The organism is Patiriisocius marinistellae (assembly GCF_009014635.1).
Classification (GTDB): Bacteria; Bacteroidota; Bacteroidia; order Flavobacteriales; family Flavobacteriaceae; genus Patiriisocius; species Patiriisocius marinistellae.
Window position 1 is genome coordinate 824,354 of sequence record NZ_BKCF01000001.1, and the last position, 20,962, is coordinate 845,315.

Annotated in this window: 23 protein-coding genes; all 23 read left to right on the forward strand. The window is 33.6% G+C overall.

Annotation, left to right across the window (positions count from 1 at the left end):
- Nucleotides 1-22: 22 nt before the first annotated feature.
- The 23 genes from GB234_RS03625 to GB234_RS03735 all read left to right on the forward strand — a co-directional run bounded on the left by GB234_RS03625 (nt 23) and on the right by GB234_RS03735 (nt 20,961).
- Nucleotides 23-910 (forward strand): lysophospholipid acyltransferase family protein, encoded by an 888-nt coding sequence (locus tag GB234_RS03625; protein WP_151893151.1) that lies wholly within the window; start codon nt 23-25, stop codon nt 908-910.
- Entirely contained in the window at nt 907-1,833 is a 927-nt protein-coding gene (locus GB234_RS03630) for an NADPH-dependent FMN reductase family protein (protein ID WP_151893152.1), read from the forward strand. Before GB234_RS03625 ends, GB234_RS03630 begins: the two co-directional genes overlap by 4 nt.
- A complete protein-coding gene (gene darB, locus GB234_RS03635) occupies nt 1,833-2,966 on the forward strand; it encodes a dialkylresorcinol biosynthesis protein DarB (protein WP_151893153.1) in 1,134 nt (377 codons plus the stop codon). The genes GB234_RS03630 and darB overlap by 1 nt, the downstream gene beginning before the upstream one ends.
- A gap of 1 nt (nt 2,967) precedes the next feature.
- A complete protein-coding gene (locus tag GB234_RS03640; protein WP_151893154.1) occupies nt 2,968-3,402 on the forward strand; it encodes a hotdog family protein in 435 nt (144 codons plus the stop codon).
- A 1-nt stretch (nt 3,403) separates the two neighbouring features.
- A complete protein-coding gene (locus GB234_RS03645) occupies nt 3,404-3,862 on the forward strand; it encodes a hotdog family protein (RefSeq protein WP_151893155.1) in 459 nt (152 codons plus the stop codon).
- 1 nt (nt 3,863) lies between these two features.
- Nucleotides 3,864-4,265 carry a flexirubin biosynthesis protein DarG gene (DarG, locus tag GB234_RS03650; protein ID WP_151893156.1) on the forward strand — a complete coding sequence of 134 codons (402 nt, stop codon included), beginning with the start codon at nt 3,864-3,866 and terminating at the stop codon, nt 4,263-4,265.
- Nucleotides 4,266-4,270: 5 nt separating this feature from the next.
- Nucleotides 4,271-5,275 carry a BtrH-related acyltransferase DarH gene (gene darH / locus GB234_RS03655; RefSeq protein ID WP_151893157.1) on the forward strand — a complete coding sequence of 335 codons (1,005 nt, stop codon included), beginning with the start codon at nt 4,271-4,273 and terminating at the stop codon, nt 5,273-5,275.
- 33 nt (nt 5,276-5,308) lie between these two features.
- The gene (locus GB234_RS03660) at nt 5,309-6,052 is read left to right on the forward strand and encodes an ABC transporter ATP-binding protein (protein ID WP_151893158.1); all 744 of its coding nucleotides are present in this window, start codon (nt 5,309-5,311) and stop codon (nt 6,050-6,052) included.
- Complete coding sequence (locus GB234_RS03665) at nt 6,045-7,319, forward strand: ABC transporter permease (RefSeq protein WP_151893159.1); 1,275 nt, start codon at nt 6,045-6,047, stop codon at nt 7,317-7,319. Before GB234_RS03660 ends, GB234_RS03665 begins: the two co-directional genes overlap by 8 nt.
- Nucleotides 7,297-7,743, forward strand: coding sequence for an acyl-CoA thioesterase (locus tag GB234_RS03670; RefSeq protein WP_151893160.1), 447 nt, complete (start codon nt 7,297-7,299; stop codon nt 7,741-7,743). The genes GB234_RS03665 and GB234_RS03670 overlap by 23 nt, the downstream gene beginning before the upstream one ends.
- The gene (locus GB234_RS03675; protein ID WP_151893161.1) at nt 7,736-8,890 is read left to right on the forward strand and encodes a beta-ketoacyl synthase N-terminal-like domain-containing protein; all 1,155 of its coding nucleotides are present in this window, start codon (nt 7,736-7,738) and stop codon (nt 8,888-8,890) included. The genes GB234_RS03670 and GB234_RS03675 overlap by 8 nt, the downstream gene beginning before the upstream one ends.
- A 7-nt stretch (nt 8,891-8,897) precedes the next feature.
- A complete protein-coding gene (locus GB234_RS03680) occupies nt 8,898-9,968 on the forward strand; it encodes a methyltransferase (RefSeq protein WP_151893162.1) in 1,071 nt (356 codons plus the stop codon).
- Nucleotides 9,969-9,970: 2 nt separating this feature from the next.
- Entirely contained in the window at nt 9,971-10,591 is a 621-nt protein-coding gene (locus tag GB234_RS03685) for a 3-oxoacyl-ACP synthase (protein WP_308645051.1), read from the forward strand.
- A gap of 2 nt (nt 10,592-10,593) precedes the next feature.
- The gene (locus tag GB234_RS03690; protein WP_151893164.1) at nt 10,594-10,848 is read left to right on the forward strand and encodes a phosphopantetheine-binding protein; all 255 of its coding nucleotides are present in this window, start codon (nt 10,594-10,596) and stop codon (nt 10,846-10,848) included.
- 1 nt (nt 10,849) lies between these two features.
- A complete protein-coding gene (locus GB234_RS03695; protein ID WP_151893165.1) occupies nt 10,850-12,052 on the forward strand; it encodes a beta-ketoacyl-[acyl-carrier-protein] synthase family protein in 1,203 nt (400 codons plus the stop codon).
- Nucleotides 12,052-13,122: a beta-ketoacyl synthase N-terminal-like domain-containing protein gene (locus GB234_RS03700; protein ID WP_308645052.1), complete on the forward strand. Its 1,071-nt coding sequence runs from the start codon at nt 12,052-12,054 to the stop codon at nt 13,120-13,122. The genes GB234_RS03695 and GB234_RS03700 overlap by 1 nt, the downstream gene beginning before the upstream one ends.
- Nucleotides 13,116-13,892 (forward strand): polysaccharide deacetylase family protein, encoded by a 777-nt coding sequence (locus GB234_RS03705; protein ID WP_151893166.1) that lies wholly within the window; start codon nt 13,116-13,118, stop codon nt 13,890-13,892. Before GB234_RS03700 ends, GB234_RS03705 begins: the two co-directional genes overlap by 7 nt.
- Complete coding sequence (lolA2, locus tag GB234_RS03710; protein ID WP_151893167.1) at nt 13,885-14,514, forward strand: flexirubin biosynthesis/transport protein LolA2; 630 nt, start codon at nt 13,885-13,887, stop codon at nt 14,512-14,514. The genes GB234_RS03705 and lolA2 overlap by 8 nt, the downstream gene beginning before the upstream one ends.
- Nucleotides 14,495-15,112 (forward strand): flexirubin biosynthesis protein LolB2, encoded by a 618-nt coding sequence (lolB2, locus tag GB234_RS03715; RefSeq protein ID WP_151893168.1) that lies wholly within the window; start codon nt 14,495-14,497, stop codon nt 15,110-15,112. Before lolA2 ends, lolB2 begins: the two co-directional genes overlap by 20 nt.
- A 5-nt stretch (nt 15,113-15,117) precedes the next feature.
- Nucleotides 15,118-15,483 carry an ApeI family dehydratase gene (locus GB234_RS03720; protein ID WP_151893169.1) on the forward strand — a complete coding sequence of 122 codons (366 nt, stop codon included), beginning with the start codon at nt 15,118-15,120 and terminating at the stop codon, nt 15,481-15,483.
- Nucleotides 15,484-15,485: 2 nt separating this feature from the next.
- Nucleotides 15,486-15,971 carry a hypothetical protein gene (locus tag GB234_RS03725; RefSeq protein ID WP_151893170.1) on the forward strand — a complete coding sequence of 162 codons (486 nt, stop codon included), beginning with the start codon at nt 15,486-15,488 and terminating at the stop codon, nt 15,969-15,971.
- A gap of 139 nt (nt 15,972-16,110) precedes the next feature.
- On the forward strand, nt 16,111-17,274 hold the full coding sequence (locus GB234_RS03730; protein ID WP_235906044.1) for a DUF2062 domain-containing protein: 1,164 nt from the start codon (nt 16,111-16,113) through the stop codon (nt 17,272-17,274).
- On the forward strand, nt 17,275-20,961 hold the full coding sequence (locus GB234_RS03735; protein WP_151893172.1) for an MMPL family transporter: 3,687 nt from the start codon (nt 17,275-17,277) through the stop codon (nt 20,959-20,961).
- Nucleotide 20,962 lies beyond the last annotated feature (1 nt).

Genomic DNA, 20,962 nt, shown 5'->3' on the forward strand with positions numbered 1-20,962 from the left:
CTAATATTAAGATTTTACTTTTATGAGTTCAGAATGGGAAGGTAAATCCAAGGGTACTGTTTTTGGGTACAAGGTGTTTGTGTTTCTTATTAAAACATTTGGTGTAAAAGCTGCTTACACACTTCTTTTTTTTGTAGCTAGTTATTACGTGTTTTTTGCGCCAAAAAATACAAATGCAATTTATTATTATTTCAGAAAAAGATTAAAATATGGAACACTTAAAAGTGCTATCCATGTATTTCGAAGTTACTTTATTTTTGGTCAGACTATAATTGATAAAGTTGCGATATCTACAGGTCTTAGAGACTCATTTACCTATGATTTTGATGGCCGTCAAAATATTATAAAATTATTACAAAAAAAGCAAGGGGGAATTTTAATTAGTGCGCATGTTGGGAACTTTGAAATTTCAGAATTTTTCTTTGCTGAATTAGATGAAACCGCAACTATAAGTCTTGTGGTTACCGATGCAGAACGTGAAGCCATTAAGGAGTATTTAAGCCAATATACAAGAAGGTCACACACTAAATTTATAGTAATAAAAAAAGATATATCACATATATTTGAAATTAATGCAGCCCTTGCACGTAATGAAATAGTGTGTATGACTGGTGATCGTTATATTAAAGATACAAAGCATATTGAAGGAGTGTTACTTGGTGAAAAAGCAAAATTTCCTGCTGGTCCATTTATGATTGCTTCACGATTAAAAGTACCTGTCATATTTGTTTATGTGATGAAAGATCCAAATCAACATTATCATTTATATGCCCGTACAGCTGATGTTAAACATAGAGATGCTCAACATTTGTTACAAGAATATACAGAAAGCGTTGAGTGGATGTTAAGTAAATACCCAAGACAATGGTTTAATTATTTTGATTTTTGGGGAGAAAAAAATAAAAAATGAAAGAAGTTTTAGTTGTTTATTATTCTCAAACAGGGCAGCAACAAGATATTCTCAAGAATATAATGCAACCTTTTAATGGAACAGCTACAAATATTACCTATCATGAAATTAAGCCAATAAAGGACTATCCTTTTCCATGGCCAAAATTAGATTTTTTTGATGTCTTTCCAGAATCCTTTTTACAAATCCCAACTGAATTAGAGGCCATTCCAGTTTCAGTTCTTAATAAAAAATACGATTTAATTATTCTTGGTTATACCGTCTGGTATTTAACACCTTCAATTCCAATAAACTCCTTCCTAAAATCTAATGAGGGAAAAAAATTGCTTAAGGATACACCTGTTGTCACTGTAATTGGAGCACGTAATATGTGGATTATGGCGCAAGAAAAAATGAAGCATTTATTAGTAAACTGTGGCGCCAGACTGGTAGGAAATATTGCTTTGGTGGATCGAAATATTAACCATATTAGTCTTATCACAATTCAACATTGGATGTTAGATGGAAAAAAAGACCGCAAATGGGGTGTTTTTCCAAAGCCTGGTGTTTCAGAAAAAGATATTTCCGAAGCATCAAAATTTGGACACACTATTCAAGAAGCTTTAATGTCTAATCAATATGATAACCTTCAGGATAATCTTCTTAAAAAAGATGCAGTAACAGTAATTCCTTCTTTAATTGCGACAGATAAAAGAGGGAATGTTGTTTTTTCAAAATGGGCAAATATGCTTATTAAAAAAGGAGGCCCTAATAGCCCTAAAAGGCGTAAAATTCTACCCTACTTTAATTATTATATGATATTTGCGATATGGGTTATAGCTCCTATTGTTTTTATTGTATTTTTACTCACTTACTTGCCTCTGTATGGTAGGATTAAAAAGCAGAAGCAATATTATGCTTCAGTGCAATTAAAGCAAGATTAATGAGAGACGTATACATTACAAGAACAAGCAAATTTTTACCTAATAATCCTGTCAATAATGATGAAATGGAGAAATTGCTTGGTGAGGTAAATGGAAAAGAATCCCGAGCTAGACGTATAGTACTTCGAAACAACAAAATTGAGACGCGCTATTATGCAATTGATAAAGAAGGGAAACCTACACACAGCAATGCGCAAATTGCAAAAGAAGCTGTTGAGGGACTTTTAGATGAACATTTCACAAAAGACGACATTGAATTATTGTCATTTGGAACAGGAAGTGCAGATCAAACATTGCCTTCTCATGCTGCTATGGTTCATGGAGAATTAAAAGGTAGTAATATGGAAATAAACTCACCTACTGGGGCTTGTTGTAGCGGCATGAATGCGCTTAAATATGGATACCTGTCAATCAAAGCCGGTGAGGTTGAAAATGCAGTTTGTGGCGCATCTGAGCGTGTTTCTGGATGGTTGAGAGGAGGTATTTACGAAGATGAAGTGACTCATCTATCTACACTAGAAGAAAAACCTATTTTAGCATTTAATAAAGATTTTTTACGATGGATGCTAAGTGATGGAGCAGGAGCATTTTTATTACAGCCAGAACCTACTGGAGACGTAAACTTAAAAATTGAGTGGATGGATGGATATTCATTTGCTAATGAGTTAGAATCTTGCATGTTTTCAGGATCCGATAAAAATGAAGACGGTACTTTAACATCTTGGAATGAAATACCTGTGGAAGATTGGACAAAAAAATCTGTATTTGCATTAAAGCAAGATACAAGATTATTGGGTGAAAACGTTCTTGTCAAAGGTGTTGAAAGTATGGTGCGAAGTATGAATAAGCACAATGTTACTGTTAATGATATTGATTATTTTTTACCACATATTTCATCGCATTTTTTTAAGGAAAGACTTTATAGTGAGATGGAAGAAAGAGGAGTAGCTGTTCCTTGGGATAAATGGTTCATAAATTTGAGCGAAGTGGGAAATATAGGGGCTGTATCTATTTATTTAATGATTGATGGCCTTATAGCAACAGGTAAATTGAAAAAAGGAGATAAAATATGGTTGATCGTTCCAGAAAGTGCACGTTTCTCGTATTTCAATGCGCTTCTAACTGTGTATTAATATGAATATATTGCCTAGAAAAATAACTGATAAAGCAGTTGTGGAAAATTTAATTCCACAAAAAGCACCGTTTGTTATGGTAGATTCATTACATGCTTTCTCTTCGGAAATGATAACAGCAGGGCTTACCGTTACTGCAGATAACTTATTTACAGATAACAATAACTTTCAAGAATCAGGTATTATAGAACACATGGCTCAAAGTGTTGCATTGCACACTGGGTATGATTTTTTTTTAAAAGAAGAGCATGCTCCTACTGGATATATAGGTGCCATTAAAAAAATTACCATTGAAGAATTACCTAAAGTGGGAGATACATTAATTACCACAGTCCATATTCTACAAGAATTTATGGGAATAACACTAGTATCAGTATCAACTAAATGCAATGGAGAAGTGATTGCAATAGGCGAAATGAAAACAGCACTAGCATAATATGAAAACCGATATTGAAAACTTCGATATTCAAAATTTCCTTCCGCATAGACCTCCTATGTTAATGGTGAATAAACTGTTGTTGCTTACACAAACCAAAGTTTCATCAACTTTTAAAATTGAAAAAAATTGTGTTTTTGTAGATGACAATAACTTCTTTAAAGAAAGCGGATTAATAGAAAATAACGCTCAAACGTGCTCAGCAATCGTAGGGCAAAACTTTTTTGACGATGATGATGTTGAGGGTAAGGGGAATAAGGTTGTTGGCTTTATTAGTACCATAAAAACAGCAAAAATCTACGCATTACCTAAAGTTGATGATACCATTATTACAAAGGCTTCACTTATATCAAGGTTTGATACAGAGGAGTACACCATGTGCACCATGCAAACTTCTACTTTTAACAATGAAGAATTAATCGTAGATTGTACGATGAATTTAATCATTCAAGAAGTATAAAGTGAAGAAAATCGAAGTTCCACAAGACCAAAGCAGTCTTAACAAAGTAAACTCAAAAGAGTTGTATTATGCCGTTGATGAAAATGGTGAATATACCACTGCTTTAAGCTCTGGTTGGGATCCTAAAAAAATAGCGCTTGACAATGCCCTCGAGGAAATCGAGCAACGTATTGAAGATGCAAAAAAACGTGTGCATTCTGGAGTGACAAGTCCTATAGAATATTACATGGAACTTTCAAAAATGGATCTTCCCATATTAGCAAGTTATGTTGGTTTTTGGCAATGGAAAGTTAAACGCCATTTTAAACCTTCGGTATTCAAGAAATTGAGTGCTAAAAAATTAAAAAAGTATGCTGATGTGTTTGACATTTCAGTAGCAGAACTACAAGAGATCCCAAAATAAATCCTATGAAGATAGATTTTACACACAACCAGTCTGCGCATTGCGAAAATGGGGTGGTTTCAAATTTAATGAAGCATAATGGGTTCAAAATTAGCGAACCTATGGTTTTTGGAATAGGGTCCGGATTGCTTTTTTGTTATATACCTTTTTTAAAAGTAAATTATGCGCCGGTTGTGACCTATCGTGCTATGCCAGGGCAAATTTTTAACCGCTTTGCAAAAAGAGTGGGGATAAAAATAAAGCGCGAAAAATTTAAAAACCCAAAAACTGCAAAAGCTAGATTAGATGAAAACCTAGCAAAAAATAATCCCGTAGGATTGCAAGTGGGCGTTTATAACTTAATGTATTTCCCAGACGAATATCGCTTTCACTTCAACGCGCATAATCTAGTGGTCTACGGAAAAGAGGATAACAAGTACCTTATTAGTGACCCCGTAATGGAGAACGTCACTACGCTTACCGATAAAGAATTAGAAAAAGTGCGTTTCGCCAAAGGTGCCTTCGCTCCTAAAGGGCATATTTATTACCCAACTGAGTTTCCAAAAAAACTTTCGCTGGAAAAAGCAATCATCAAAGGAATCAAGCATACTTGTCGCGATATGGCAGCACCTGTTCCATTTGTGGGAGTCAATGGAATCAAAACCATTGCGAAACTTATTAGAAAATGGCCTAAGAAAAAAGGTGCGAAAAAGGCAAATCATTACCTTGGACAAATCGTTCGTATGCAAGAAGAAATTGGAACTGGTGGTGGCGGTTTTAGGTATATTTACGGAGCATTTTTACAAGAATCTGGGAAACTTTTAAAGAACGAAAAGCTTATAAAACTTTCTTCGGAAATGACTGAAATTGGAGACCAGTGGCGTGATTTTGCATTAGAAGCATCCCGAATCTATAAAAACCGAAGTAACAACACAGCACTAGATAAATACGACGAAGTAGCCACCCAACTAGAAGCAATTGCAGACAGAGAGAAAGTATTCTTTAAGAAATTAAAAAAAGCAGTCTCTTAGACCAATTAAAATAATTGTCATTTAAATCTACCAATGATAAAAATCAACAACCTCTCAAAAAAATACAAAGGTGCCGAAATGTTTTCAGTAAGTTCTTTGGATTTAGAGGTTGAGGAAGGAGAGATCTTTGGATTATTGGGGCCTAATGGTGCCGGGAAAACAACGTTAATTTCTATGTTGAGTTCTTTAATACAACCTACCTCAGGAGATTTTACTATTGACAGCTTGGACTTTAAAAATAACAAACGTAAACTTCAACAACACATAGGTATTGTTCCACAGGAATATGCGTTATATCCAGACTTGACAGCTTTTGAGAACTTGATGTACTTTGGGAGTATGTATAATTTAAAGGGTGAGTCATTTAAAAACGATATTAAAAAGCAACTCGAAATTTTAGGGTTAGCAAATTTTTCAAATAAAAAAATTAAAACATTTTCTGGAGGAATGAAACGGCGTGTTAACCTAATAGCGAGCATACTTCATAAGCCTAAAGTGTTGTTTCTAGATGAACCTACAGTGGGAGTAGATGTGCAATCAAAAAACGTAATCATCGCTCATTTACAAGCATTGAACAAACAAGGAACGACCATTATTTATACCTCTCATCACTTAAATGAAGCCGAAACTTTCTGCACACGAGTAGCTATTATTGATAAGGGAATCATCGTTGCAAAAGGAACTCCAGAAGCACTTATTAAAAATCAACCTGAAGCCAATACTCTAGAAGATGTATTTTTAGCACTTACAGGAAATGCCCTCAGAGATTATGCATAAACTCTGGGCTTCAACAGTAAAGGAATTCAAATTGTTATCTCGCGATATAGGTGGGATGGCTATTCTGTTTTTAATGCCACTCGCATTACTTGTTGTAATTACCATTATTCAAGACAGTAGTTTTAAAGCGGTAAATAGTATTAAAATTCCTATTTTACTTGTAGATTATGATGGCGGAAATGTAGCACAAACAATAATAGAAGGACTGTCAAGTTCAGAAACCTTCCAGGTGATTAAAGGACCTTCTGAAGCTAAAGCAAAAGAACAAGTATTTAGTGGTGATTACCAATTAGCAATTGTAATCCCCTCAAAATTATCAGAAGACTTGGCGGAAAAAGTAAACGATAACGTAGAAGGTATTCTCTCAGCTTTTGGATTAGAGGAAGAGGGAGAGGATTCACTTCCCAAGGAGAAAAAAGAAATTAAAGCAAAAGAAGTTAGGTTGTATTTTGATCCAGCCACGCAGGGTTCCTTTAAAAATCAAGTAAAAAATGGAATCGATAAAATGATTTCTAAAATTGAAACTCAAACAATTTATAAATCATTTCAAGAGCAAATAGGCGATGAGGAAACACCGCTTTTTGAAACAGAATCTTTTATTAGTTTTAAAGAAATAGTGCCAATAGAAAATGAAAAAGAAATCATTCCTAACAGCGCACAACACAATGTGCCAGCATGGGCATTGTTTGCTATTTTCTTTATTATCGTTCCTTTGTCTATAAATATGGTCAAAGAAAAACATCAAGGAACTTTTGTGAGATTACGTACACAACCCGTTAATTATGCAACTATTTTGGGCGGTAAAACGCTCGTTTATTTAGCGGTTTGTTTAATCCAGTTTGCATTAATGCTATTAGTTGGAATTTTTATCTTTCCATTAATTGGGTTACCTATTTTAGATGTTTCGGGCAGGCTAACATTGTTATTCATAGTGGCGCTTTTTGCAGGTTTAGCAGCAATTGGATTAGGGCTTTTAATTGGTACTATTGCAAAAACGCAAGAACAAGCAGCCCCTTTTGGAGCTACGTTTGTCGTTATTCTTGCAGCCCTTGGAGGTGTTTGGGTGCCTGTTTTTATAATGCCAAAATTTATGCAACTCGTATCACAAGTTTCTCCCATGAATTGGGGATTGAGTGCATTTTATGACGTTTTTTTAAGAAATGCTTCTATAAAAGCAATTGTTCCCGAAATCAGTTTATTATTTTTGTTTTTCCTCCTCACAACACTAATCGCCATCATTTATAATGAAAAGAAGCAAGCCGTCTAACGCTAAAAAAATACAGCACACAAGTAAAATTCGTGTGCGGTTTGCCGAATGTGATCCACTTGGCATTGTATGGCACGGCAATTATATTCAATATTTTGAAGACGGTCGTGAGTCCTTCGGAAATGAGCTTGGCATTGGCTATCTTAACCAAAAAGAACATAATTTTTCCTCACCTATTGTTAAATCGTTGTGTGAACATAAATTACCATTAAAATATGGTGATATTGCTATAATAGAAACAACATATATTGATTGTGACGCTGCAAAAATGATTTTTCAATATAAAATTTTTACGCCTGAAGGATTGCTTGCTTGCACAGGTGAAACTACCCAAGTATTTGTAGCATTAGGAGGCGAATTATCATTAACGTTTCCAGATTTTATGGTAAGATGGAAACAAAAAATGGGACTTTTAGATGAATAAAACGTACGTTTCACATAATAATATTATTTCATCATTAGGCTTTAATAGTGCTGCTGTGGTGGAAAAAGTTGCAAGTGAAACTACTGGACTTGAGCTTGTTGATGACAAAACAATTTTACCACAACCATTTTATGCTTCGGTTATTAATAAATCAAAGCTCAATCTCGCATTCGCGGAAATTTCCGAAGATCAAAATAGATATACTCGTTTAGAAAAAATGATGTTACTGTCATTAGCCGATGTGGTAAAACAATCAAAAAATACTATTTCTGATAGGACGGGATTGATAATCTCTACTACAAAAGGAAATATTGATGTGTTAGAAAACAACAGCAAATTTCCGAAGTCAAAATCCTATTTAAGTGAATTAGCTACAACCGTTGCAAATTTTTTTAATTTTAAAACTCAACCTATTGTTGTTTCAAATGCATGTGTGTCTGGCGTGCTTGCAATAGCGATAGCAAAACGTTACATTAATGAAGGAGTTTTTGATGAGGTATTTATAGTAAGTGGAGACTTAGTCACTCAGTTTATTTTAAGTGGTTTTAATTCCTTTCAAGCTTTAAGTACTGAGATGTGCAAACCTTATAGTGATGATAGAACTGGAATTAATATAGGAGAAGTTGCTGCGAGTATTTTAGTAACAAAAGATAAAAATAATTTGAGTAATGAAGCCTGCGAAATCGCTGGCGATAGTTCGTGCAATGATGCAAATCATATTTCAGGACCTTCAAGAACGGGAGAAGGATTGTTTAGAAGTGCAAAAGTTGCATTAAAAGAAGCTGGTGTAAAAGCAAGTGATATTGACTATATTTCGGCACATGGAACGGCAACTTCTTTTAACGATGAAATGGAGTCAATTGCCTTTGAAAGACTAGGAATGAGTCACATTCCTTTAAATAGTTTGAAGGGGTATTTTGGACATACTTTAGGAGCATCAGGATTATTAGAAACAATTGTTGGGATGTATTCATTAAATCAAAATAAGCTATTTACCTCGCTCGGGTTTTCAGTAAAAGGAACTTCAGCACCGTTAAATATTATTACAAAAAACACTTCTACTTCTTTAAACACTTTTCTCAAAACAGCATCAGGTTTTGGGGGTTGTAATACGGCAGTGGTTTTTAAGAAATTTAATAATCAATAATAAAACTATGCAAGAACAACCAGATAGCGCATTTGATGCCATTCAACAAGCTCACCAAATAGCATTTGCACCTTTTGTTTTTCAGGCAACAGTTTCTTTAAGAGATTTGGGTGTTTTTGAGTTTATTTTTAAGAATCGAAAAAAAGGAGGGAAAAAAATTAAAGAAATTGCATCTCAATTATCGCTATCAATGTATGGTGTGGGTGTTTTATTAGAAATTGCCGAAAGTGCTAATATTGTAATTAAAGATAAAGATGGAAATTTTCTGCTTACAAAAACGGGTTATTTTTTAACATATAATGAAACCGTAAATGTTAATGTCAATTTCACAAATGATGTGTGCTATAAAGGTCTTTATCATTTGCCCGAAGCTATTAAAAATGGAACTCCCGCAGGTTTAAAAGAGCTAGGTTCATGGCCAACAATTTATGAAGGTTTGTCAAAACTACCTCCACAAATACAAAAGTCTTGGTTTGAATTTGATCATCATTATAGTGATGATATTTTTGATGAAGCTCTTGAAAAATTATTTACTTACAGGCCTAAAAGAATTGTTGATGTGGGAGCAAATACTGGAAAGTATGCACTGCGTTGTCTTGATAAAGACCCTCAAGTTGAGATGACGCTCTTAGATCTTCCAGGACAACTTAAAAAAGCGTTAGCATCCATTGAAAAGAAAGGTTTTAAAGAAAGAGTAACAGGTCAAGAAATTGATTGGCTCTCAAAAGAAGAGAAAACAATACCTAAAGGAGTTGATGTAATATGGATGTGCCAGTTCTTAGATTGCTTTTCTGAAGAGGAAATTTCTACCATTCTCAACACTGCAGTTGAGGCTATGGATGCAAATACAAGACTTATTATTATTGAGACATATACAGATAGGCAGAAGTTTGATAATGCAAAATTTATCCTTGAAGCAACATCTATTTACTTTACAGTAATGGCAAACGGGAATAGTAAAATGTATCCTTCAACAGTGCTAATTGACCTTGCTAAAAAAGCTGGCCTTTATATTGATGAGGATGTCACACTTGGAGAATATCATACTATGTTTGTGTGTAAAAAAGAACAATCTTAATTGTGGTTAATAAAGATTTTGACATAAAGGCTTTTGCATATTTTAAAGATGGAAAAATTTCATTAAACGGGAGTGTGCTTTACAGTTCTTCGGAAACGGAACTACCTGAAATTTTAAAGGATATCTATAAAAAATTAGAGACTGATTATCGCAAATTTTTTAAGATGGATGTATTAAGTAAGGTAGCGTTTTTAACAGCAGATATGCTTTTGAAATCTCAAAACCTAGCTTCCGAAGAAAATGATATTGCTGTTATATTATCAAATAATGCGTCAAGTTTAGATACTGACAGAAACCATCAAAATACAATAGCAGATAAAGATAATTATTATCCTAGTCCTGCGGTATTTGTATATACTTTAGCAAATATTTGCATTGGAGAGATTAGTATAAAGTATAAGCTATTTTCTGAAAATAGTTTTTTTATATTTGAAGCCTTTAATGCGCAATATTTACATGCGTATGCAAATCAACTTTTAATATCTAAAAAGGCTAAAAGTGTGCTTTGTGGATGGGTAAATGTTGATGAAGAAAAATACGAGGCGTTCCTCTATCTCGTAAATGAAACTAATGAAAAAGGTAACCACACAATTGCCGAAATTAACAGATTATACAACAACTAGTTATGAGTGATTTAAAAGAAGAATTAAAAGGAAAAATTATTGAGCAATTAAATTTAGAAGACCTTACAGTTACTGAAATTGCTGATGATGAGGTGCTTTTTGGTGATGGCTTAGGGCTAGACTCTATTGATGCTTTAGAGCTAATTGTAATGCTAGATAAAGATTACGGGATTAAACTTGCAGACCCTAAGGAAGGGAAAGCAATTTTTGAATCTGTAAATTCAATGGCAGCCTATATCGAAGCGAATAGAAAATAATATGGGTGCTAGTATTGCAATAACAGGAATGGGAATGCTTTCTGCAATTGGGAACAATGTGCAAGAAAACTACGACTCGTTAGTGCAAGGAAAAACAGGAATTTCTAAAATATCTAGGTTAAGTACTATTCATAAAGATAGTATTATGGTAGGCGAAATTCCATACACAAACTCAGCAATGGAAGCTATGCTTGGACTTCCAAAAAATCATAGTTTCTCTCGTACAAGTTTATTAGGTTCTCTAGCGGCAAAGCAAGCGGTTGCAAGTGCTGGAATAAGAGATATTTCTAAATATAAAACGGGACTTATTTCTGCGAGTACTGTGGGAGGAATGGATATGACTGAGCAGTATTATTATGATTATCTTGAAAATGAAACACATCGCAGATTTATTAAGGAGCATCCTTTAGGGGATGGAACTAATAAAATTGCACAACAAATAGGGCTAAATGAAAGTCTTGTAACAACAATAAGTACAGCGTGTTCTTCTGCAGCAAATGCAATAATCATGGGCTCCCGTTTAATAAAAGCGGGAAAATTAGACCGTGTTATCGTAGGAGGCACAGATTGCCTATCAAAGTTTACCATTAATGGGTTTAAAACTTTGATGATTTTAAGTGATACTTACAATACTCCCTTTGATGAAAATCGAAAAGGATTAAATCTAGGAGAAGCTGCGGCATACATTGTACTTGAATCTGATAAAATAGTCAAAGCAGAAAACCGAAAAGTACTTGGTTATGTAAAAGGCTATGGAAATACTAATGATGCTTTTCATCAAACCGCATCTTCTGAAAACGGTGATGGAGCAACAGCTGCAATGGAAAAAACTTTAAAAGTAGCAGGTGTCAATCCTTCACAGGTTGATTATATTAATGCACATGGTACTGCAACCCCTAACAATGACCTTTCAGAAGGAAGGGCTATTATTAGAGTTTTTGGAAAAAAAGTACCGCCTTTTAGTAGCACAAAAGCATTCACAGGTCACACACTTGCTGCTGCAGGTGGTGTTGAAGCAATTTATTCAATACTTGCGTTGCAAAACAACACTATTTTTCCCAATCTGAATTTTAAAACACAGATGAAAGAATTCAATATTACTCCTGAGACTCATCTTGTTGAAAAGGAATTACAAATGGTACTTTCAAATTCGTTAGGATTTGGAGGAAACTGTACTTCTGTTTTATTCTCAAAGGAACCATAATGATGAAAAAAGTATATATCAATAGTGTAGGTTCTATTTCGTCTCAAAAGACATTTGATAATGACGAATTTTTAAATGACATTATCAATTATCATACGACTAATATTTCAGTAGTAAACCCTAATTATAAAGAATATCTTGATGCAGGTTCAGCACGCCGCATGGCAAAAGGAATAAAAATGGGAGTTGTGGCTTCAAAAATAGCGATGGATGAAGCGGGTGTTGAAAGTGTTGATGCCGTCATTACAGGAACGGGAATGGGTTGTGTAATAGATTCAGAGAAATTTGTGAGCAGGTTAATTGATAATAATGAAGAATATTTAACACCTACTTCTTTTATTCAATCCACGCACAATACAGTAGGTGGTCAAATTGCTTTGGGTATACAATGCAAAGGGTACAATTTTACCTATGTGCATTCAAGTAGTTCTTTTGAATCTGCATTAATTGATGCAAAATTACAGTTAACTCTTGATGAGGCCTCTACAATTTTAGTGGGTGGTATTGATGAGTTGGGCCCACATATGATACAAGTGCACGGCTTAATAAAACACATTAAGCAAGAAAAAACTATTGATAATCTTGCTATTTTAAACTCGGGAACTGAAGGAGCTGTTTTTAGTGAAGGTGCTAATTTTTTCGTGCTTTCTAATGGAAAGGAAAATACTTGTTATGCAGAGTTAGTAGATGTTGAAATACTAAATACTTTATCAAAGGAAAGACTTGAGCAACAAGTACGATCATTTTTAAATCAAAATAAAATGACTATTAATGATGTTGATGTTATTGTATTAGGGAATAATGGCGATGTAAGTTTTGATGAATATTATAGTGTATTGACAAATGGATTGTTTAAAAATACACAGCATACGGCTTATAAACATTTGTCTGGAGAATTTAAAACCGTATCATCTTTTGGGTTTTGGTTAGGGGCAAAAATGTTGAAAACGCAGTCCATTCCTCAAATCGTTAAATTAAACGATAACGCCCCAAAGGCGATTAAAAATGTGTTGATTTACAACCAGTATCGTGGAGAAAATCACACCTTCGTGATGCTTCGTACATGTTAAAATTTACAACAGTTAATATTATTTTTAGTGTTCTATTGTTAAGTGCAATTGTAGCACGCTTTTTTATTGCTTTTTCGTGGAACGTTTTTACACTTATACTTTTTACATGGTTTGCACTAACTGTTTTTGGTTCTGCGTTTATTCGCTGGAATTATTTTTTTAAATCTTTAAGTAGTAGTCCAAATACAATTGAAAATCAAATAGCAATAACGTTTGATGATGGTCCTAATCCAGGGTTTACTCCACAAATATTATCATTATTAAAATTGCATAATGCTACTGCCACCTTCTTTTGTATTGGTGTACATATTAAAAAATATCCAGAACTATTTAAGCAAATTATCGCAGAAGGCCACACTGTAGGAAATCATACATATACTCACAGTGAGGGTTTTGGCTTTTTTTCAACTAAAAAAGTAATAGCCGAATTAGAACAAACAAATGCACTAGTCAAAAAAATTACAGGGCTAGAAATGCAATTGTATCGTCCAGTTTTTGGAGTGACAAATCCACGTATAAAACGAGCATTAAAAGCCTTACCGTTAATATCCATAGGGTGGAATAAACGCTCTCTAGACACGCGACCTTTAGCTGTGCATATCATTAAAAAGCGTGTTACTAATAATTTAAAAAAAGGTGATATTATTTTGCTACACGATAGCAGCGAAAAGACCATTGCCGTTTTGGAACACTTATTGCTAACTTTGCAATCTAAACAAATGCAGTCTGTTTCGGTGGACACACTGCTCAAAATCAAGGCATATGTATAAGCTTATTATTATCTTATTACTAGGTTGTTTTTCCACACAAGTTATGGCACAAGAACGTGTGATGACAGCTTCGGAAATTTCTGCTTTTAAAACTGCCGTTATTGAAACCTCCCGTGCATCAAAAACCATTAAAAGTGACTTTATCCAATACAAGCATCTTGATTTTTTAGATAACGATATTGAAACCATTGGAAAACTACAATTCAAAGCCCCAGGATTCGTAAAATGGGAATATACAAAACCGTACGTCTACAGTGTGATTTTTAGAGAAGATAAATTACTTATTAATGACGGAGGAACTAAAAATGCTATCGATATTGGAAGTAGTAAAATGTTTAAAAAGCTTAACGATTTAATCGTAAAAAGCGTTAAAGGCGATATGTTTGATGATAACGATTTTACTGTAACTTACTTTATAACCGACAAAGCAAATAAAGCAGTTTTTGTTCCAAAGGATAAAAAACTTACAGAGTACATAGCATCTTTTGAATTACTTTTTGATAAAAAAGAAGCTTCGGTTACTGAAGTTAAAATGATAGAACCGTCACAGGATTACACGCAAATTATATTTAAAAACCGACTTGTAAATACAACCATTAACGATGCGGTATTTACTCAGTAGTGTACTTTTATTTGCAGTGTTTTCTTGCTCGCCAAAAATTTTAAAAGGATTAGAGGAACAGCCTTCAGAAATTTCTCAAATTACAAATCCATATTTTGCTGATACCGCGCAAGATTATGTGTACAAAGCAAAGATTGATGTATATGGAAAATATTTTGGCGGAATCCTTATCATAAAAAAAGTAAATGACACTTCGCACAGAGTGGTATTTACAACCGAATTTGGAAGCAAATTATTTGATTTTCTCTACGAAGGCAATACCTTTACCAAGAAATTTATAGTGCCAGACCTTGACCGCAATATCATTGTCAACACATTGCAAAAGGATTTTAAGATATTGATTACTGAAAAAGTTGATGTACAATCTGAATATATTTCTGAAATACCTGAAATTTTGTATAAAACAGAATTCGGTAATCGATATAATTATTATGGATTTAGTGACGAAAAAAAATTAGTTGTCATATTAAATGCCTCAAAATCGAAAGAGAAAATTATTTTTACTTTTCAAAGAACTAATAATGAAGTTATAAAAAAACTAAGAATTCAACATCTAAATATTAAATTAAATATTGACTTAGAATATCTCAACAAATAAGAATTATGCTTATAAAAGATTTATATACACTTACAAGTTTTGAAAATAATGACGGAGCTGTAACTGCGCAAATTCATTTGAATAAAGACAACAATATTTTTAAAGGGCACTTTCCTGGAAATCCAGTAATGCCTGGTGTTTGTATGATTCAGATTATTAAAGAACTTACTGAAAAAGCAACTGAGTCATCTTTGTTTTTGTCACAGACTTCAAACATTAAGTTTATGGCAATCATTAACCCAAATATAACTCCAGACTTAAATCTCAATATTTCAATAACTGAAACCGAAGATGGTTTCAAAATTAAAAACGATTCTTCTTTTGGAGATACGTTAGCACTTAAAATGAGTGCGCTATTTACTAAAATTTAACCATGAAATATTTATTAATTCTTTGTTTGCTTATTGTAACTTCAGTTTCTGCTCAAAATGTGGTGGAGGTAAGAAAAGCATATACGAGTATTGAAAATGACAAAGGGGCAATTGAGTCTTTATATGGTCAATTAGAACATATTTTCGAAGATAAATTTACATTGTCTGCTTACAAAGGAGCGGTGATGACAATGCTCGCTAAATATGAAAAAGGCGGCAAGCAAAAGAAAGCGTATTTTAAAAATGGTGTGGGGTTGATTGAAAATGCAATCAAGGCAGAACCTAACAATATTGAATTAAGAACCATTAGATTGAGTATTCAAGAAAATGCACCTAAGTTTTTAAAGTATCATAGTAGCATTGTTGAAGACAAAACATTTATAATTGATAATTTTAAGAAAACGAAAAGTAAAGAGGTGTGTGCGTTTGTTAAAGATTATGCGATGCAATCAAGTTCTTTTACTGAGGAAGATAAAATACAGTTTTAGTCTTTTTCTATTTAAAAAAAACACCAATCTTTATTGCCTCCACAAAAACCTTTAAAAGTGCACCTTTGTGTAGTAAAATGCTATTTTTGCCAAACACTACAATTCACAATTAATAATGACACAAACCATTACTAAAAAAATGGAAGCCCTGCGCTGTTGCGTCATTATACCCACTTACAATAATGAAAAAACGCTTGCTCGTGTCATCGACGGCGTTTTAAACATCACATCAAACATTATCATCGTTAATGATGGCGCAACCGATGGGACTGCTGAAATTTTAAACAACTACAAATCTTTAGTCCAAATACACCTTCCCATAAATCAAGGGAAAGGAAATGCATTGCGCGAAGGTTTTAAAAGAGCTGTTGAGTCGAATTTTGATTATGCCATAACAATCGATAGTGATGGGCAGCATTTTCCAGAAGATATTGCAGTATTTATAGACATGCTTAAAACTTCTGAGGACAAAAATTTACTGTTAATTGGTGCAAGGAATATGACACAAGAGGGTGTGCCAAAGAAAAGTAGTTTTGGGAATAAATTTTCTAATTTTTGGTTCTGGTTTGAGACAGGAATTAAATTGCAAGACACCCAATCTGGGTACCGTTTATATCCCTTAAACATAATAAAGGATATCACATTTTTTACTAAGAAATTTGAATTTGAAATTGAAGTCATTGTAAAATCAGCTTGGCGTGGGGTGAATGTAATGAATGTTCCTGTAAAAGTTTTATATGATGAAAGTGAGCGTGTTTCTCACTTTAGACCTTTCAAAGATTTTACGCGTATTAGTATATTAAATACGTGGTTTGTAATTGTTACTTTGTTTTATATAAAACCAAGAGATTTTATTCGAAGCTTTAAAAAAAAAGGTTTTAGAAAGTTTTTAGCTGAAGACCTTTTTGGTGTTAATGACTCACCAATGAAAAAGGCACAATCCATAGCATTAGGGGTTTTTATAGGTATTTCTCCACTTTGGGGATTTCATACGTTACTAGTTATTTTTTTAGCAGTAGCCCTTAATTTAAATAAAGTAATTGCTTTTACATTTTCAAATGTTAGTTTACCACCGTTTATTCCTTTTGTGCTTTTAGCAAGTGTGCAAGTAGGTAGTTGGGTCACGGGATCAGAATTTGAGGTTTCTATGGATTTAATCAATGAAAATTTTGAGATAATAAAACATCTTAAGTCTTATATAATTGGTAGCTTTACTTTAGCTATCTTGGCTGCATTAGCATTAGGTTTTGTAGGGTATATTGCATTCTCTCTTGTTGATAGAAAAAAAGTAAATGTTGTATAAATGGATAATTGGTGGTTCAAAACTTTTACCCTTATCAAAAAAAATAAACTACCTGCAATTTTCATTGCTGCAGGTTGTATTTTCTTACTCATTTTTCTCGCTTCGAAAATCAAATTTGAAGAAGATATTACCAAGATACTCCCAGCAACCGAAGAGACCCGCAACATTCAAAAGATTTTAAAGAGTGTTAATTTTACAGATAAAATCATAGTTAATATTTCTCGCAAAGCGGAAGGAAACACCAGCGACCTTACCCAATATGCCACTTCGTTTTTAGACAGTCTTAATGCCAATCTTGGCGACTTTGTAAAGGACATTCAAGGACAAGTAAATGACCAAGGCATAGACACTACCTTAGATTTTGTTTATAATAACCTACCCCAATTTTTAAACAACGAAGATTATAAAAATCTAGAAAGTAGGTTAATGCCAGATAGTATCCAAGCAATCATCCAGTCTAACTACCGAACGCTCGTATCTCCTTCCGGCATAATAGCACGAAAAGTAATTTTAAAGGACCCGTTAGGATTGTCATATACAGGTTTAAAAAAATTACAAAAGCTTGGCGTGGGAGATGATTTTAAATTGAAAAATGGATTTGTCATAAGTAAAGACGAACAAAATTTATTGCTATTTATAACACCCCAATATCTGGCAGATGATGCAGCTAAGAATGAAGAGTTTTCAGACAAATTGTATGAATTACAAAATGATCTCAACGCTTCTTTTTATGATGAAGCCTCCAGTGAATACTTTGGCGCAGCACTAATTGCAGTGGCAAACGCCAAACAAATAAAGCATGATATTCAATTTACCATTGGGATTGCGATAACTATTTTAATGGTCATTTTTATTCTCTTTTATAAAAAATTAATCATCCCGTTTATTCTTTTTACACCCACTATTTTAGGAGCTCTTTTAGCTGTGTCACTATTGTATTTAATTCGTACAGAAATATCTGCAATTTCGTTGGGAATTGGCTCCGTTTTATTGGGGGTGACATTAGATTATTCATTACATATTTTGACTCATATTCGTAACAATGAAGGTGTAGAAAGTCTATATAAAGAAATTGCAAAGCCTATTTTAATAAGCTCATTGACAACGGCACTTGCATTTTTGTGTCTCTTGTTATTAGACTCACAAGCCTTGCAGGATTTGGGTATTTTCGCAGCGGTAAGTGTAATAGGAGCAGCAATTTTTGCTTTATTATTTATTCCACAAGTATATAAAGTGAAAACTAAAGCCATCGCTAAAAAAACGAGTATTGATAATATTGCCAATTATAAATTTCACCATAACAAATGGCTTATTACTGGAATTACGGGTTTGCTTATAATGAGCGCTTTTACCTACAATAAAGTCACCTTCAACAATGACCTCGCCACGCTTAATTATGAGCCTTCGGAAATTTTAAAAGCCAAAAGGAATCTAGATGCATTAACAAATCTAGAGTCAAAATCGGTTTATGCTGTAGCCTATGGAAATACTACCGAAGCAGCTTTAAAAGCAAATGACAGTCTATTTAATGGACTGAAAAATCTAGAGTCCCAACATAAAATAATGAGCTTTAGCAACCTTGGGGCATTGGTACAATCAAAAGAAAGCCAAGCGAAAAACATCAAAAAATGGAACCTCTTTTGGACGTCTGAGAAAATATCAAACTTGAAACAAAATATGATTTCCAGCGGAAACGAATTAGGTTTTAAGCCGTCGTCCTTTGATGGGTTTTATGGTTTGCTGCAAAGAGATTTTAAAACGCTTTCGATAGCTGAATATGGGGCGCTTTCGAGTATTACAATTGAAGATTTCATTTCTGAGGAACTTGATATTACTACAGTTACTTCGGTTGTGAAATTAGAGGACGAATATGCCTATGAAGTGAAAGCTGCATTTGCTGATAGCGACAGTATATTAATAATTGACCGCAAACAAATGAATGAATCATTGTTGGGGTCATTGCGAGATGATTTCAACAAACTCATCTGGTATTCAATGGCAGTTGTGCTATTGTTGTTGCTACTCTATTATAGGAGTTTTTCTCTCACAATTGTTACAATGCTGCCAGTATTTTTAACATGGGGGATCACGGTAGGGGTAATGGGAATTCTAGGAATAGAATTTAATATATTTAATATCATTATTTCTACATTCATTTTTGGTTTAGGTATTGATTATTCTATTTTTATAACAAATGGATTGTTGCAAGAATTAAAGACGGGGCAGCCCACATTGGGAACGCATAAAACGTCTATTTTACTTTCGGTATTAACCACTATTTTGGGTATTGGTGTTTTAATTTTTGCTAAGCATCCTGCGTTATATACTATATCAATCGTTTCCATTATTGGAATATTTTCTGCAATGTTGCTTGCATTTACCTTACAGCCATTATTATTTGTGTTGTTTATAGGAAGTAAAAGAAAACGCCCTATTACGTTACGTTATTTAGTACATTCGGTTGGATCTTTTTTATATTTTGGAATTGGCGGCTTGCTTTTTTCTTTAGTGAGTCCATTACTGAAAATTTTGCCCGTTTCGAAGAAAAAAAAGATGGGTGTTTTTCATAATGGCATTTCAAAGTTGATGAAAAGTGTATTATACACAAACCCATTTGTAAAGAAAAATGTCTTGAACACACACAATGAAGATTTCAAAAAACCCGCATTTTTAATTGCAAATCACACGTCGTTCTTAGACATCCTAGCCGTGGGAATGTTGACGCCTAAGCTTATTTTTCTGGTAAATGACTGGGTGTATAATTCGCCTGTATTTGGAAGAGTAGTTAAGCTTGCTGGTTTTTATCCTGTGTCAAAAGGCATAGATGAAGCTGTGGCTCATTTACAAACAAAAGTAGCACAAGGCTATTCGTTAATCGCTTTTCCAGAGGGTACCCGTTCAACAACGAATAAAGTAAAACGATTTCACAAAGGCTCATTTTTCTTAGCTGAAAAATTGGGGTTAGATATTATTCCAGTTATTATTCACGGAAACAGTGAAGTACTTCCCAAGAATAGTTTTATCATTAAAGATGGAAGCATAACTGTGAAAATCTTAAAAAGAATCCCAAAAGATGATACAGAATTTGGTCCTACGTACAGCGAAAAAGCAAAGCAAATAGGAGCTCATTTTAGAGATGAATTTCAATTGTTGAGAGATGACGTTGAGAACGCAAATTACTTTCACAAACTTATTTTAGAAGAGTATCGCTATAAGGGTAGCTCGTTGCATAGTAAAGTGAAAATGGACTTGAGGGCAAATGGTTTGAGCTACAAAACTATTGCAGCTACTCTACCTAAAAATAGTACGATTACACATATTTCAAATTCAAGTGGGCAATTAGACTTCTTATTAGCTTTAGATAGTGCCAACCGAAAAATTACAACTAGGATTGAAAATTCTAAGACGCTTAAAATTTTAAGGCAAAGTTATTTGACACTTTCAGATTTAAAATTAAATTTTGTTATAAAGACTTCGGAAATTTTAAACTTAGATAATGATGTGCTGATAATTAATTCAGATGGTTTTTCGGAATCTGAATTTTTAGCATTTCAAAAACAAACATTACAATGGGTAGTACTCATAGATTCGCCGCAGCAAATTTCCGAAGCATTTCTTATTTTGGAAGGATTTGAAATCTTGCGTACAGCGACAAATCTTAGTATATTTAAAAAAATTGAGCAATAGA

Coding starts and splice junctions, on each gene's coding strand:
- lolB2 (WP_151893168.1), top strand. CDS start 14,495: ATGCGGTATTTACTCAGTAGTGTACTTTTATTTGCAGTGTTTTCTTGC.
- GB234_RS03665 (WP_151893159.1), top strand. CDS start 6,045: ATGCATAAACTCTGGGCTTCAACAGTAAAGGAATTCAAATTGTTATCT.
- GB234_RS03705 (WP_151893166.1), top strand. CDS start 13,116: ATGTTAAAATTTACAACAGTTAATATTATTTTTAGTGTTCTATTGTTA.
- GB234_RS03725 (WP_151893170.1), top strand. CDS start 15,486: ATGAAATATTTATTAATTCTTTGTTTGCTTATTGTAACTTCAGTTTCT.
- lolA2 (WP_151893167.1), top strand. CDS start 13,885: ATGTATAAGCTTATTATTATCTTATTACTAGGTTGTTTTTCCACACAA.
- GB234_RS03690 (WP_151893164.1), top strand. CDS start 10,594: ATGAGTGATTTAAAAGAAGAATTAAAAGGAAAAATTATTGAGCAATTA.
- GB234_RS03730 (WP_235906044.1), top strand. CDS start 16,111: ATGGAAGCCCTGCGCTGTTGCGTCATTATACCCACTTACAATAATGAA.
- GB234_RS03720 (WP_151893169.1), top strand. CDS start 15,118: ATGCTTATAAAAGATTTATATACACTTACAAGTTTTGAAAATAATGAC.
- GB234_RS03675 (WP_151893161.1), top strand. CDS start 7,736: ATGAATAAAACGTACGTTTCACATAATAATATTATTTCATCATTAGGC.
- darH (WP_151893157.1), top strand. CDS start 4,271: ATGAAGATAGATTTTACACACAACCAGTCTGCGCATTGCGAAAATGGG.
- GB234_RS03660 (WP_151893158.1), top strand. CDS start 5,309: ATGATAAAAATCAACAACCTCTCAAAAAAATACAAAGGTGCCGAAATG.
- GB234_RS03625 (WP_151893151.1), top strand. CDS start 23: ATGAGTTCAGAATGGGAAGGTAAATCCAAGGGTACTGTTTTTGGGTAC.
- GB234_RS03680 (WP_151893162.1), top strand. CDS start 8,898: ATGCAAGAACAACCAGATAGCGCATTTGATGCCATTCAACAAGCTCAC.
- GB234_RS03695 (WP_151893165.1), top strand. CDS start 10,850: ATGGGTGCTAGTATTGCAATAACAGGAATGGGAATGCTTTCTGCAATT.
- darB (WP_151893153.1), top strand. CDS start 1,833: ATGAGAGACGTATACATTACAAGAACAAGCAAATTTTTACCTAATAAT.
- GB234_RS03670 (WP_151893160.1), top strand. CDS start 7,297: ATGAAAAGAAGCAAGCCGTCTAACGCTAAAAAAATACAGCACACAAGT.
- GB234_RS03640 (WP_151893154.1), top strand. CDS start 2,968: ATGAATATATTGCCTAGAAAAATAACTGATAAAGCAGTTGTGGAAAAT.
- GB234_RS03700 (WP_308645052.1), top strand. CDS start 12,052: ATGATGAAAAAAGTATATATCAATAGTGTAGGTTCTATTTCGTCTCAA.
- GB234_RS03630 (WP_151893152.1), top strand. CDS start 907: ATGAAAGAAGTTTTAGTTGTTTATTATTCTCAAACAGGGCAGCAACAA.
- GB234_RS03735 (WP_151893172.1), top strand. CDS start 17,275: ATGGATAATTGGTGGTTCAAAACTTTTACCCTTATCAAAAAAAATAAA.
- GB234_RS03645 (WP_151893155.1), top strand. CDS start 3,404: ATGAAAACCGATATTGAAAACTTCGATATTCAAAATTTCCTTCCGCAT.